Origin of the sequence: Accumulibacter sp. (genome assembly GCF_023806625.1) — a bacterium.
Classification (GTDB): Bacteria; Pseudomonadota; Gammaproteobacteria; order Burkholderiales; family Rhodocyclaceae; genus Accumulibacter.
The window spans coordinates 54,945-68,794 of record NZ_JAMTDX010000081.1 but is presented as its reverse complement, the minus strand read 5'-3'; the positions used below and the strand labels follow the sequence as shown (position 1 = coordinate 68,794).

Here is a 13,850-nt window from a genome sequence, read left to right as displayed (position 1 = left end):
ATGGCCAAGACCTTCACCAAACTGACCCGACCGCTCATCCGCAAGCTGGCCCCCGGCGAGAAACTCAATGAGCATGGCATCACCTTCGAGCGGCAGGCCAGCGGCGAGGGGGTCTTTTCGGTCAACGTGATGGTCGATGGCCAGCGCATCCACCGCGTCATCGGCCGGGAGTCTGATGGTACGACGCGCACCCAGGCCGAGGAATTTATCGAAAAGGCCAGGCAGGAGGCAAGAGCCGGGCGGCTGAGCCTCCCGAAGGGCCGGAAGTTGGCTCTGACTCTGAGGGATGCCGCACTGGACTACCTCGAACGGCTTCACGAGTCCGATGGCAAAGACCTCAAGATGAAGAAGATGCGGCTTGACCTACACCTGGTGCCGTTCTTTGGCGACATGGCCCTCGCCAAGATCGGCAGCTTCGACATCGAGCGATACAAGAAACAACGGCAGCAAGAAACCGTGATTGTCCGGCCCCGCGGCAAGGCCATTGAGCAAACCGCCGAACGCGCGGCATCAGTCAAGCCGGCGACGATCAACCGGGAGCTTGCAGTGCTGTCGCACCTGCTCAACAAAGCAAGCGAATGGGGCTGGATCGACCGGCCGGCCGCTCGGATACGGCGATTTCAGGAAGGGCAAGGCAGGATTACCTATCTGACCACGGACCAGATCAAGCGCCTGATCGAAGTCGCAAAGGCCGACGGCAACCCGGTCATCTACCCCTTCATCGTGATAGCCCTCGAAACCTCGATGCGCAAGATGGAAATCCTCGGAATCCGTAAGGAGAACATTGGTATCCAGCGGCGCATCATCTACATTCCCGCTGTCACCGGAGAGACCAAGACTGGCGCGCGCGAACAGCCGATCACACAGCACCTCGCAGACTTTCTCGCCGGCTACCTCGAAGCGGCGGAGCCCGGCACCCCCTGGCTGTTTCCCTCGCCCGGCGCCAAGTCCGGGCACGTCATGGATATCCGCAAACCGTTTCGGCGAGTCGTCGAGGCGGCAGGACTCGATCCGGATCAGGTCGTTCGTCACACGATGCGCCACACCGCAATTACGCACTTGGTGCAGGCCGGCGTGGACTTGCCGACCGTCAAACGCATCAGCGGGCACAAGACGCTCGCGATGGTGGAGCGCTACGCGCACCAGAACGGTGCGCACATCGAAAGCGCTATGGACAAACTGCAGGCCCGCTTGAAGCTGGCGTGAGCACCGAAAGCCCCGCTCTTCTGGCGCGGTTACACAGGAATTACACAAATAAAAAGGGCCTGCAGGCGGGAAAGCTTGCAAGCCCTTGATTTGGTGGTGGCCAAGCGCGGAATCGAACCACGGACACGCGGATTTTCAGTCCGCTGCTCTACCAACTGAGCTACTTGGCCGCGAGCGGGCGCAGTATACGCAAGTTCCGCGTCGTCGTCAAAAAACCGCGCGGGGTTTCGAGGTCCCTGGCGGAGGAATCGCGAAGTCCGACATGGCCGGGCGCCGTGCAGCGTCGCTGCCGTGCGCCATAGCCAGGCGAAGGATTGCGGGTGGGCGAGAGCGTTTGCGGTTGGCCGGCGGCTTCGCGTGGACCGCGCGACCTGCCGAGCCTACGGGGCGGGCGTCTCGCTGCTGCCGAGGAGGCGCTCGCAGTAGCGGGCGATCAGGTCGACTTCGAGGTTCACGCGGCAACCCGGCTGCAGCACGCCAAGGGTCGTCGCCTGCAGCGTGTGCGGGATCAGATTGACGGTGAAGATCGGGCCGTCGACCGAGTTCACGGTCAGGCTGACGCCGTCGACGGTGATCGACCCCTTGCGGGCGATATACCGGCCGAGGCTTTCGGGGCCGCGGACTTCGAGCAGCCGGTTGTCACCGATGGCGTCGAAGCGGACGACTTCGCCGACGCCGTCGACGTGGCCCGAGACGAGGTGCCCGCCGAGGCGGTCGCCGAGGCGAAGCGCCTTCTCGAGGTTGACCGGTCCCTCTGCGGTGAGGCCCGCGGTGCAGGCGAGCGATTCGGGCGAGACGTCGACCGAGAAGGTCTGCGCGGTCTTGTCGACGACGGTCAGGCAGACGCCACTGCAGGCGATCGAGTCACCCAGGGCGACGTCGTCGACGCCGAGTTCGCCGGCGTCGATGATCAGCCGGAGCGTTCCTGCGCCGTCTCCGCGCGGCGTGAGCGCGACGATCCGGCCGACGGCAGCAACGATTCCCGAGAACACTGCGCGAGCTCCCCTGATTCATCCCAAGACGCGCGGGATTCTAGCATGACGCCCTCCGGGTTCCCGAGACGGGTGATGGGCGGGGGCGTCGATCAATCAGGGAGCGGGCTGCTCTTCGTTCGCGTCGTCCGGCACGGCGTTGCCGGCTGCGGCGCCCTCGTCCGGTCGCCGCTCCAGGTCGGCGGGTGCTTCCCTGATCCACGCTTCGAGCAGGGTGTAGGAGACGGCGAGGACCACCGGGCCGATGAAGATCCCGACGAGGCCGAAGGCGAGCATGCCGCCGATGACTCCGGCGAGGATCAGCAGCAACGGCAGGTCGGCGCCTTTCCTGATCAGCAGCGGGCGCAGGAAGTTGTCCATCGTCCCGACGAGCAGCGTCCACACGAGCAGGAAGGTGCCCCAGCCCGTGCTCTCCGACCAGTACAGCCAGACGACTGCCGGCAACAGGACCAGGCCCGGCCCGAGCTGCGCGATGCAGAACATGAACATCAGCGCCGTGAGGAGTCCGGCGAAGGGCACGCCGGCGATGGCCAGCCCGATTCCCCCGAGAACCGACTGGGCGAGGGCGGTGATTCCCACGCCGAGGGCGACCGCGCGGACCGCCTGTCCGGCCAGGACGATGCTTCCCTCGCCGCGCTGGCCGGCGAGGCGATAGCCGAAGCGGCGCAGCCCGCGCGCGGCGCCCTCCCCGTTGGTGTAGAGCACCGCAGAAAGGGCGACGGTCAGCAGGAACTGGACGAAGACGAGGCCGAAGCTGCCGACTTCGCTGACGAACCACTTGCTGAGGTTGCCGGCGTAGGGAACCGCCTTGGCGGCAAGCCCGGTCGGTCCGCTGGCCGCGATCTGCTTCCAGGCGTGCTCGGCGGTCGGCCCGATCATCGGCAGCTCGGCGACCCATTCGGGCGGCGCGGGCACCTGAAAGTCGGCGAGATACCTTGCCCAGACGGCGATTTCGTCGGCGTTGTCGACCAGCGTGGCGATGGCCAGCGACAGCGGCACGACGAAGATCAGCAGGACGAGCAGGGTCATCACCAGGACCGCCGGCCCCCGGCGCTTACCGAAGATCTGCTCGAGCCTGAGCATCATCGGCCAGCTGGCGATGACCACCATCGTCGCCCAGATCAGCGCGGGCAGGAACGGACTGAGGATCCAGACCGACGCAGCGATCAGCACACCGAGGAAGAGTACCGCCAGCGTCGGGCGGGTCATTTCGGGCTTTCCGGGAGTACGGCTCATGGTTCGGCTCCGCTTGCTCGCGTGTGTGGGTGAACGCCACCGATGGCGCGCGGGGTTCGGCCTTCCCTGGCGCCAGCCCCGTGTGCCCGTTGCCCGAATGGTAGCCCATGTCGCCGGTCGTGCGCTGATTCGCCGCGCCGGGGCGCACGCCGCCAGGTCGCCGCTGATCGCGCCCGGGGATACAATGCGCGTCATGCCTGCGACCTCGCGATGAAACACGCGCTGCTCTTCTCGGTTTTCGTCGTTGCTTCCTGCGGCCTGGCCTACGAGCTGATCGCCGGGGCGTTGGCCAGCTATCTGCTCGGCGACTCGGTGACGCAGTTCTCGACGGTGATCGGCGCGTACCTTTTCGCAATGGGCATCGGCTCGTGGCTGTCGCGCTACGTCGAGTCACGCCTCGTCGAGCGATTCATCCAGGTCGAGCTGCTCGTCGGCGTGCTCGGCGGCTTCTCGGCCGCCGGCCTGTTCTTCCTGTTCACCTGGTCGTCGGCGCCGTTCCGCGTCGCCCTCTACCTGGCCGTCTGCGCGATCGGCGTCCTGGTCGGGCTCGAGATTCCGCTGATCATGCGCATACTCAGACAGGACCTGGTGTTCAAGGACCTCGTCTCGCAGGTGCTGACCTTCGACTACCTCGGTGCGCTCGCCGTGTCGATCCTCTTTCCGGTTCTGCTCGTACCGCATCTCGGCCTGATGCGCAGCGCGTTGCTCTTCGGCTTGCTCAACGTGGCGGTCGCGCTTTGGGCCTGGTGGCTTTTCCGTGCGCAGCTGGCGCGCGGTGGCCTGCTGCGCGTGCAGGGCCTGATCGCGCTGTTTGCGCTGCTCGGGGCCTTCGCCGCGGCCGGTGTACTCACCTCGCTCGCCGAGGTTCATCTGTACACCGACGAGATCGTCCATGCGGAGACTTCGCCTTACCAGCGAATCGTCGTCACGCGCTGGAAGGACGACCTGCGCCTGCACCTGAACAACAACCTCCAGTTCAGCTCGCGCGACGAATACCGCTATCACGAGGCACTCGTTCACCCGGGGCTCTCGGCTCTGCCGCGCGCCCGCCGCGTGCTCGTCCTCGGCGGCGGCGATGGCCTCGCGCTGCGCGAGATCCTCAAGTATCCGCAGGTCGACTCGGTGGTGCTGGTCGATCTCGACCCGGCGATGACCCGGCTGTTCGCCACCGCGCCGCCCCTTCGCCGACTCAATGGCGATGCCCTGCGCTCCCCGAGGGTGACCGTGGTCAATGACGACGCGCTGCAGTGGCTCGAACGGAACGACGAGCTCTTCGATTTCGTCGTCGTCGATTTCCCGGACCCGTCGAATTTCGCGATCGGCAAGCTGTATAGCTCGGCGTTCTACCGCTTGCTCGAGAAGCACCTCGCCGGCGACGCGCTGGCGGTCATCCAGTCGACTTCGCCGCTCTACGCGCGCCAGGCTTTCTGGTGCATCGTCACGACGATCGAGAGTGTCGGGCTGATCGCGACTCCGTATCATGCGCTGGTTCCTTCGTTCGGCGAATGGGGTTTCGTCCTCGCCGGCCGGCGGCCCTATCATCCGCCGCAGGCTTTTGCCGTAGACACGCGCTTCCTGACCGCCGAGACCGCCGAGGCGATGTTCGACTTTCCGAAGGACATGACGCGGGTCGAAGCGGAGGTCAACCGGCTCAACAATCAGGTCCTGGTGCGCTATTTCGAGCAGGAGTGGCGGCAGGTGATCCGCTAGGCGAATGGATCGGAGGCGCTTCCTGGGCGCGCTCGCCACCGCCGGAGCTGGCACGCTTGCCGGCTGTCGTCGTTCGGGCGGGCCGCCGCTGCCGCCGGGGGAACTGCGGGGAACGGCACTCGAGGTCGGCCATCTGCTGCGCGACGCGCGGCTTGCCGAGGCCGTAGAAACGCGCAAGGTGGCGGTGCTGATCGTCGGTGCGGGAGTCGGCGGGCTGTCCGCGGCGTGGAAGCTCGCTCGTTCGGGCTTCAGCGACTTCCTGATCGTCGACCTGGAGGACGAGGCGGGCGGCAACTCGCGTGCCGGACGGAATGCGGTCAGCGCGTACCCCTGGGGCGCGCACTACCTGCCGCTGCCGACCCGCGAGGCTACGGCGGTGCGCGAACTGCTCGCCGAACTCGGGGTGCTCGAGGGCGACCCGCGAGCAGCGAGACCGGTCTACGACGAACGCTACCTCTGCGCGACGCCGCAGGAGCGTCTCTACCTCAATGGGCGCTGGCAGGAGGGCTTGCTGCCCCAGGCGGGCGTCGATCGCGCGGCTCGCGAGCAGATTCGGCGCTTTGCCGAACTCGTCGACGACTTTCGGCATCGTCGCGACGCGTCCGGGCGGCGGGCCTTCGCGTTGCCGATGGATCTGTCGAGCCGGGATGCGGCTCTGCTGGCGCTGGACAGGGTCAGCATGCGCGACTGGCTGCTCTCGCTCGGTCTCGATTTGCCGCAGCTGCACTGGTACGTCAATCACGCCTGCCGTGACGACTACGGGGCAGACTCGGCCACCGTTTCGGCCTGGGCGGGGATTCACTATTTTGCTTGCCGCGACGGCGAGGCCGCGAACGCGGCTGGCGAAACCGTGCTCACCGCACCCGAGGGCAATGCCTGGCTGGTCCGCGGGATGCTCGAGTCGATCCGTGCGCGCGCCGGCGATCGCCTGCTGACCGGGGCGCTCGCCCATCGCGTGCTCGCCGGCGAGACGCGCTCGAGCGCGCATCCGGTGGCCGTCGACCTCTGGCTGCCGACCGAGCGGCGAACGCTGCGCGTGCTGACCGCGCAGCTGATCTGGGCCGCGCCGGTGTTCCTCGTCCCGCGGATCTTTGCCGGGCGTGCCGATCTGCAGGCGGCGGCGCGCGGCTTCACTTACGCGCCCTGGCTGATCGCCAACCTGACGCTCTCGCGCTTGCCGGTCGACCGTGCCGGTGCTCCGCCGGCCTGGGACAACGTGCTGCACGACAGCGCCGGACTCGGCTACGTGATCGCCACGCATCAGGCGATGCGCCTGCGCAGCACGGACAGCGTATGGACCTGGTACCGCGCGCTCGACTCGGTCAGTCCGCAGGAGGGCCGCGCCGTGCTGCGGGATACGCCGCGCGAGGTCTGGGCCGAAGAGATCCTCGCCGATCTCGAGCGCCCGCATCCCGACATCCGGCAGGTCACCACCCGGCTCGACGTCTACCGCAATGGCCACGCGATGGTCCGTCCGCTTCCCGGCCTGATCTGGGGCGACGCCCGCCAGCGCCTCGCCGGCGAAGGCGGTGACGTGCTCTTCGCGCACGCCGACCTCAGCGGTTTCTCGCTTTTCGAGGAGGCGCAGTACCGCGGCGTCCTCGCGGCTGAGAGGACGCTGCGCCGCCTCGGTGTGCGCCACCCGACATCCCTGCGCTGAAGGCTGCCCAGCGCCAGTTCCGGTCGATTTGACGAGAGGCGAAGCGCGTCATATATTACTGACTGGTCAGTCACTACAGGCGCCGATCGCCGTTTCCCGATGCGTCACCCAGCCTCGCCACCGCCAGCGACTTCCCTGTCGCCGACTCCTGATCTCCGCCGGCGGCGCAAGGACGCCCGCCCGGCCGAGCTCGCAGCGGCGGCACTCAGGCTGTTCGTCGACAAGGGCTACACGGCGACGCGCCTCGACGACGTCGCCGCTGCGGCCGGCGTCTCGAAGGGCACCCTCTACCTCTACTACCCGGGCAAGGAGGCGCTTTTCCGGGCGGTCATCGAGGAAGGGATGGTCGCCGCGCTGTCGCTCGCCGAGCACGAGGTCGCGGCCTTCAGGGGGTCGACGGCCGACCTGCTGCACGCGTTGCTGATTGGCTGGTGGGAACGTATCGGCGGCACGCCGCTTGCCGGAGTGACCAAGCTGATCATTTCCGAGTCAAGGAACTTCCCGGAAGTGGCGCAGTACTACCGCGAGCAGGTGCTCGACCGCGGCCGGGCGCTGGTTCGGGCGACGATCGCGCGGGGCATCGCCGAGGGTGAGTTCCGCCCGCTCGACGTCGACGCGGCCGTCGATATCGTCATCGCCCCGCTGCTGCTGCTCGCCGTGTCGCGCTTCTCGCTGCCGCTGGCGACCGGAAGCATTGCCCCCGAAGCCTACCTCGAGACGCATTTCGAGTTGCTCGTCAATGGACTGAAGAGGTCGTGAGGGAAGCTTCCGGGCGGCTGGCGCTGCGCGCCGAGAGCGCTACCGCGAGTCGTCGATTTCCCCGTCTGCTGATCGGCGCAGCAGTGCTCGTGTTGCTCGGCGGCTGCGGCCGCGAGCCGCCGGCAGCCGAGCCGTCCCGGCCGGTGATGACGATCGTGCTGGGTCGGACCGCCGGCGATGAAGTCCTGAGCTTCTCGGGCGAGGTCCGCTCGCGCTATGAAACGCCGCTGGCCTTCCGCATCTCCGGCAAGATCGCTGCGCGTCTCGTCGACGCGGGTGCGGCGGTTCGCCCGGGCGACGTGCTGGCCCGCCTCGATCCGGCGGATACGGCGCTCTCGGTTGCTGCCGCCGATGCACAGCTGGAACTCGCGGCTGCCGACGCTCAGCGCTTCCGCAACCTCCGGGAGAGGAACTTCGTCAGCCAGGCGGCGCTCGACGCCAAGGAGATGGCTTACAAGGCGGCGCGGGCGCAGGCCGATCTCGCGCGCAACCAGTCGGCGTATACGGTGCTCAAGGCCGAGCAGGCGGGGGTCATCGGGCTGATTTCGGCCGAGGTCGGGCAGGTCGTCGCGGCTGGCCAGACGGTGATGAGGCTGGCCCGTGCGGACACCCTCGAAGTGGCGATCGCGATTCCCGAGGCACGGATGCCCGAAGTGCGCGAGCTGGGCGTCGCCGAGGTCGGCCTGTGGGCAGACGAAACGGTCAGCTATTCGGGGATGTTGCGCGAAGTTTCGCCGGTCGCCGATCCGGTGACGCGGACCTATGCAGCCAGGGTGTCGATCCGCGAGGCAGACTCGAAGGTCCTCCTCGGGATGACCGCGACGGTGCGCTTCGTTCGCCGGAACGGCAGCCAGAGGCTGGTCGTGCCGCTCACCGCGCTGTTCCAGCACGACGGGAAACCGGCCGTCTGGGTGGTCAGAGACGAGCAGAGCGTCGTCCTTCGGCCGGTCGTGGTTGCCCGCTACCGCGAGGACACGGCGCTCGTCGACGATGGCGTCGAGGCCGGCGAGCGGATCGTCGTCGCTGGCGTACACAAGCTCAGCGAGGGCGAGCGGATTCGCGTGCTGACCATTGCGCCTGCGCATCAGCCCGGCGCTTCGGGACGCACGGCGGCGGGGGGAGGACGCGAGGCTGGCGGCCGATGAGTCTCCCGAATCTCTCGGAATGGGCGCTCAAGCACCGTCCGCTGACCGCGTTCCTGATCGTCGTGCTGATGATCGGCGGGGTGCTCTCGTACCTTCGGCTCGGTCGGGCCGAGGACCCCGACTTCACCTTCAAGGCGATGGTCGTGCGCACGCTGTGGCCGGGCGCGACCGCCGAGGAACTCCAGCTCCAGGTCACCGAGAGGATCGAGAAACGCCTGCAGGAAGTGCCGTGGGTCGACGTTCTGCGTTCGCAGACGAGGTCGGGCGAGTCGCTGATCACTGTCCTGCTCAAGGACTACACGCCCAAGCGCGAGGTCCCGGAGACCTGGTACCAGGTGCGCAAGAAGATCGGGGACATGCGCCAGACGCTGCCGCAGGGGGTTCTCGGTCCGTTCATCAATGACGAGTACGGCGACACCTTCATCAGCATCTACGCGCTGACCGGCGACGGCTTCGACCTGGCAAGGTTGCGCCGCGAGGCCGACCGCATCGGCCGCGAGATCCGCCGGATTCCCGACGTCAAGAAGATCGAGCTGATCGGCGTGCAGGAAGAGCGGATCTACATCGAGGTCTCACATGCCAAGCTGGCGACGCTCGGCCTCAACCCGCTGGCCATTTTCGACGCGCTGCAGAGGCAGAACGCGATGACCCCGGCGGGCTTCTACGAGACGCCGTCGGATCGCGTGCGGATTCGCGTCTCCGGCGACTTCAAGTCGGTCGAGAGCATTCGCGAGATCGGCATCCAGGCCGAGGGGCGGCTGTTCCGTCTCGGGGACATCGCGACGGTCGAGCGCGGGTTCGCCGAGCCGCCGGCGCCGCGGATGCGCGTCCAGGGACGGGACGCGATCGGCATCGCTGTGGCGATGACCCGTGGCGGCGACGTCATCCGGCTCGGCGAGCGCCTGCACGCGGAGATCGAGCGCCTCGAGAGTTCGCTGCCGCTGGGCATCGACGTACACCTCGTCGCCGACCAGCCGCAGATCGTCCGCCAGTCGATGGACCTGTTCATGTCCTCGCTCGGCGAGGCGGTGCTGATCGTCCTCGCTGTGTCCTTTCTGAGTCTCGGCCTGCGCACCGGTGCGGTCGTCGCGCTGTCCATTCCGCTGGTCCTGGCGGTGACCTTTCTGCTGATGTATGCCTTGGCGATCGATCTGCAGCGCATTTCGCTCGGCGCGCTGGTGATCGCCCTCGGGCTGCTCGTCGACGACGCGATCATCGCCGTCGAGATGATGGTCGTGAAAATGGAGCAGGGTTGGGACCGCTTCCGCGCGGCGACCTTCGCGTACAGCTCAACGGCCTTCCCGATGCTCACCGGCACGCTGATCACGGCGATCGGCTTCATGCCCGTCGGTCTGGCGCGCTCGGGGGCCGGCGAGTACACCTTCTCGATCTTCGCCGTGGTGAGCATCGCCCTGCTCGTTTCCTGGCTGGTTGCGGTGCTGTTCACGCCGTACCTCGGCTACCTCGTTCTCGACGCCGGGAAGCTGCATCGAGAGGCGCAGCGCCACGGCGAAGACGTCTACGCCAAGCCGTTCTACGGGCGCGTCCGGGCGATCGTCGAGTGGTGCCTGCACCGTCGCGGCCTGGTCATCGGGGCCACCGTCGCCGCTTTCGTCGCCTCGCTGATCGGACTCTCGCTGGGCGTGCAGAAGCAGTTCTTTCCGGCGTCGAGCCGACCGGAACTGCTCGTCGATCTCTGGCTGCCCAACGGCGCTTCGCTCAGGGCGACGGAAGCCGCGGCGCGGAAGGTCGATGAACTGCTCGCCGAGCCCGAGATCGAGCGCTCGATCCGCACCTACGCGAGCTACATCGGCAACGGCAGTCCACGCTTCTACCTGCCGCTCGACCAGCAACTGTTCAACGACAGCTTCGCGCAGTTCGTGATCACCACTCACGGCATCGAGGCCCGCGAGGATCTCAAGCGCCGCCTCGAGAGCCGCTTTGCCGAGGAGACGGAAAAGTGGGGCGGCCTGCGCACCCGCGTGCTGCGCCTCGAAAACGGGCCTCCGGTCGGCTTCCCGGTGGTTTTCCGGGTTTCCGGTGACGACCTCGGCGAACTGCGCCGAGTCGCTGCCGAAGTCGCCGGGGTGATGCGCGCGAATCCTCATCTCCGCGAAGTGAACTTCGACTGGAACGAGATGGGCAAGGCGATTCGCATCGAAATCGACCAGGATCGGGCACGCGCCCTGGGGATCAGCTCGCAGCAACTGGCCGCGTTCCTCAATTCGATGCTCACCGGAATCGCCGTCACGCAGATGCGCGAGGGTGACCAGCTGATCGACGTGGTCGCGCGCGCGGCCGGCGAAGATCGGGCGAAGATTTCGGCACTCGCCGACATGAACATTCATACGGCGAGCGGTCGCTACGTGCCGCTTGCCCAGCTCGCGAGGATCAGTTACGAACTCGAGGAGCCGGTGATCGCGCGGCGTAATCGCCTGCCCACGGTGAGCGTTCGTGCCGACGTCCGCGACCGGATGCAGGCACCCGCGGTGACCGCCCAGATCGAGCCGCAGCTCGCCGCGATTCGCGCCAGCCTGCCGGCCGGTTTCCGCATCGAGGCCGGGGGAGCCACGGAAGAGTCGGCGAAGGGAGAGGAGTCGATCAAGGCGGTGATGCCGCTGATGTTCGTCGGCGTCCTGACCCTGCTGATGATCCAGCTGCAGAACTTCGGGCGTACGCTGCTCGTGCTGCTCACCGCTCCGCTCGGGCTGATCGGCGTGGCGCTGGCGCTGCTGATCTTTCAGGTTCCGTACGGTTTCGTCGCCAACCTCGGGGTGATCGCACTTTCGGGAATGATCATGCGTAACTCGGTGATCCTCGTCGACCAGATCGAGCAGGACGAGAAGGCCGGGAAGCCACCCTGGGAGGCGATCGTCGGTTCGACCGTGCGCCGCTTCCGGCCGATTACGCTGACCGCCGCCGCGGCGATCCTGGCGATGATCCCGCTGACGCGAAGCGTGTTCTGGGGGCCAATGGCCGTGGCGATCATGGGCGGACTGATCGTCGCGACGCTGCTCACGCTGCTCTTCCTGCCGGCCCTCTATGCTGCCTGGCACCGCGTCGAAGCCCCTCGGCCCTGATCCCGTTTCCTGGGGGCAAGCGCTGCGGACCCGCCGGACTACCGATTTGACAGCCCGTCGGAAGGCCCCGCATACTGATCTTATTCCCTCTTCGCTTCTCTCTTTTCCCTGTTGCCGGTTCGCGCGGTCGTCCCGCCAGTTCGGCGGGTCGTTCGACGCGGCTGGCCGTGCCACCGGAGACCCCATGAAAAGCGATCCCGATTCCCTCTGCCGGTCGATCATGTCGATCCCGCCGGCCGTTCTCAAGCCTGACGACAGCCTGCGCCTGGCGCTCGAGACGATGGTCAGCCATCGCGTGCCTGCGCTGCCGATTGCCGAACGCGACGGTCGCTACGTCGGGATGTTGCCGCGCAGTCGGCTGGTCGCCCTGGCGATGCCGCGAGCGCTGCGCCGCGAAGACGCTCAGCACCCCCTCGCCCACATTCAGGGAGGCTTCATCCAGGACACGCTGCAGACTCTCCAGGAAAGAATCGATGCGGTGGCCGAAGACCCGGTCCGGCTGCACTGCGATCCCGAAGCGCCGGTCGTCGGCCCCGAAGACCCGCTGATGGAGGTGATCCGCTACCTGCATCGCGAAAGGACGGTCCTGCCGGTCGTCGACGGCGGCCGACTACTCGGGGTCGTCACTGTCTGGGACGTTCTTGCCCGGCTCGGGAGGCTCAAATGATCCCTGCGACCGCACCTGCCGAGATCCTTGGAATGAGCCCGCTGTGGCTGGCGACGCTGCTGATGATCGCGACCTACGGGGTGATCATCAGCGAGCGCCTGAACCGCTCGATCGTCGCGCTGCTCGGCGCGATGCTGATGATCATGCTCGGCCTGCTGACCCAGGAGCAGGCCGTTGCCGGGATCGACTTCAACACGATCGGGCTGCTCGTCGGAATGATGATCATCGTCTCGATCACCCGCAAGTGCGGCGTCTTCGAGTACCTGGCGATCTGGTCGGCGAAGCTCGTCAGGGCCAGCCCGGCGGGGATCCTGGCGATGCTCGCGGTGGTCACTGCCGTCGTCTCGGCGTTCCTCGACAACGTCACGACCGTGCTGCTCGTCGTGCCGGTGACGCTGATCATCACCGAAGCGCTCAAGGTCAATCCCTATCCGTTCCTCTTTTCACAGATCCTCGCTTCGAACATCGGCGGCACGGCGACGCTGATCGGCGACCCGCCGAACATCCTGATCGGCGGGCAGGTCGGCCTGTCGTTCAACGACTTCGTCTATCACCTGACGCCGGTGATCGTCGTCGTCCTGGCGGTGCACATCGTGTCGATGCATCTGATCTGGGGTCGAAAGATGCTCTCCTCGGCGGAGCTGCGCGCCCGGGTGATGGCCTTCAACGAAAGGGACGCAATCACCGATGCGCGGCTGCTCAAGCTGGCTGGCGCGGTGCTCGCTCTGGTGATCGTCCTCTTCGTCCTCGCCCGGCCGCTGGGGCTCGACTCGGGGACGATCGGCATGGCTGGAGCCGCGCTGCTGATGATGCTCGACAACCTCGGCAAGTCGGCCGAGGAGCAGTCCGAGAGCGTCGTCAAGGTGTTCAACGAGGTCGAGTGGATCACCATCTTCTTCTTCATCGGCCTGTTCATCGTCATCGCCGGCGTCGAGCATGCCGGCCTGCTGCGGCTACTCGCCGACCAGCTCCTCGCCGCTACCGGGGGCGATTTCGCGACGACCGGATTCAGCATCCTCTGGGCCTCGGCGGTTCTCTCGGCGATCGTCGACAACATCCCCTTCGTCGCGACGATGATCCCGCTGATCAAGTCGATGGCCCCGGCTTTCGGCGGTGCCGAGGGCTTGCTGCCACTGTGGTGGTGCCTGTCGCTCGGCGCGTGTCTGGGTGGCAACGGCACGCTGATCGGCGCGAGTGCCAACCTGACGGTCGCCGGAATCGCCGAGCGCAACGGCATTCCCTTCCGCTTCGGCACTTACACGAGGGTCGCCTTTCCGCTGATGCTGGTGCACGTGGCGATCTGTCACGTGTACCTCTGGTGGCGCTACTTCTGAGCGAAGACGATCACTTGCCGGGCGACCTGGGAGTGGCGCAGGTCGCGGGGGGATCGACGGC

General features: G+C 67.0%; 9 protein-coding genes, 1 tRNA gene and 1 pseudogene. 8 read left to right on the top strand and 3 right to left on the bottom strand.

Annotated elements, in window-relative coordinates; genetic code table 11:
* Entirely contained in the window at positions 1-1,206 is a 1,206-nt protein-coding gene (locus NFW05_RS13440; RefSeq protein ID WP_295307729.1) for a site-specific integrase, read from the top strand.
* A gap of 94 nt (positions 1,207-1,300) precedes the next feature.
* Here NFW05_RS13440 and NFW05_RS13435 read toward each other — a convergent pair.
* From NFW05_RS13435 to ydiK, 3 genes are all read right to left on the bottom strand, one after another.
* Positions 1,301-1,376: transfer RNA gene (locus NFW05_RS13435), tRNA-Phe, on the bottom strand.
* 210 nt (positions 1,377-1,586) lie between these two features.
* Positions 1,587-2,198 carry a riboflavin synthase gene (locus NFW05_RS13430; protein ID WP_295307726.1) on the bottom strand — a complete coding sequence of 204 codons (612 nt, stop codon included), beginning with the start codon at positions 2,196-2,198 and terminating at the stop codon, positions 1,587-1,589.
* Between the two features lie 96 nt (positions 2,199-2,294).
* A complete protein-coding gene (ydiK, locus tag NFW05_RS13425; RefSeq protein ID WP_295307723.1) occupies positions 2,295-3,434 on the bottom strand; it encodes an AI-2E family transporter YdiK in 1,140 nt (379 codons plus the stop codon).
* Between the two features lie 204 nt (positions 3,435-3,638).
* Between ydiK and NFW05_RS13420 the strand changes: the two are divergent.
* The 7 genes and pseudogenes from NFW05_RS13420 to NFW05_RS13390 form a co-directional block, all read left to right on the top strand.
* Positions 3,639-5,144, top strand: a pseudogene (locus tag NFW05_RS13420) (polyamine aminopropyltransferase); the annotation flags it as partial.
* A gap of 4 nt (positions 5,145-5,148) precedes the next feature.
* Entirely contained in the window at positions 5,149-6,804 is a 1,656-nt protein-coding gene (locus tag NFW05_RS13415) for an NAD(P)-binding protein (protein ID WP_295307720.1), read from the top strand.
* A gap of 99 nt (positions 6,805-6,903) precedes the next feature.
* Positions 6,904-7,563, top strand: a complete 660-nt coding sequence (locus NFW05_RS13410; RefSeq protein ID WP_295307717.1) for a TetR/AcrR family transcriptional regulator — start codon at positions 6,904-6,906, stop codon at positions 7,561-7,563.
* On the top strand, positions 7,560-8,708 hold the full coding sequence (locus tag NFW05_RS13405) for an efflux RND transporter periplasmic adaptor subunit (RefSeq protein WP_295307714.1): 1,149 nt from the start codon (positions 7,560-7,562) through the stop codon (positions 8,706-8,708). The genes NFW05_RS13410 and NFW05_RS13405 overlap by 4 nt, the downstream gene beginning before the upstream one ends.
* Positions 8,705-11,788, top strand: a complete 3,084-nt coding sequence (locus NFW05_RS13400; protein ID WP_295307712.1) for an efflux RND transporter permease subunit — start codon at positions 8,705-8,707, stop codon at positions 11,786-11,788. The genes NFW05_RS13405 and NFW05_RS13400 overlap by 4 nt, the downstream gene beginning before the upstream one ends.
* A 184-nt stretch (positions 11,789-11,972) precedes the next feature.
* Complete coding sequence (locus NFW05_RS13395; RefSeq protein ID WP_295307709.1) at positions 11,973-12,455, top strand: CBS domain-containing protein; 483 nt, start codon at positions 11,973-11,975, stop codon at positions 12,453-12,455.
* Positions 12,452-13,789 carry an ArsB/NhaD family transporter gene (locus NFW05_RS13390; RefSeq protein WP_295307706.1) on the top strand — a complete coding sequence of 446 codons (1,338 nt, stop codon included), beginning with the start codon at positions 12,452-12,454 and terminating at the stop codon, positions 13,787-13,789. The genes NFW05_RS13395 and NFW05_RS13390 overlap by 4 nt, the downstream gene beginning before the upstream one ends.
* Positions 13,790-13,850 lie beyond the last annotated feature (61 nt).

Excerpts from the sequence above, each read along its gene's own strand:
- NFW05_RS13395 (WP_295307709.1), top strand. The coding sequence starts at position 11,973 with ATGAAAAGCGATCCCGATTCCCTCTGCCGGTCGATCATGTCGATCCCG.
- NFW05_RS13415 (WP_295307720.1), top strand. The coding sequence starts at position 5,149 with ATGGATCGGAGGCGCTTCCTGGGCGCGCTCGCCACCGCCGGAGCTGGC.
- NFW05_RS13390 (WP_295307706.1), top strand. The coding sequence starts at position 12,452 with ATGATCCCTGCGACCGCACCTGCCGAGATCCTTGGAATGAGCCCGCTG.
- ydiK (WP_295307723.1), bottom strand. The coding sequence starts at position 3,434 with ATGAGCCGTACTCCCGGAAAGCCCGAAATGACCCGCCCGACGCTGGCG.
- NFW05_RS13400 (WP_295307712.1), top strand. The coding sequence starts at position 8,705 with ATGAGTCTCCCGAATCTCTCGGAATGGGCGCTCAAGCACCGTCCGCTG.
- NFW05_RS13410 (WP_295307717.1), top strand. The coding sequence starts at position 6,904 with ATGCGTCACCCAGCCTCGCCACCGCCAGCGACTTCCCTGTCGCCGACT.
- NFW05_RS13440 (WP_295307729.1), top strand. The coding sequence starts at position 1 with ATGGCCAAGACCTTCACCAAACTGACCCGACCGCTCATCCGCAAGCTG.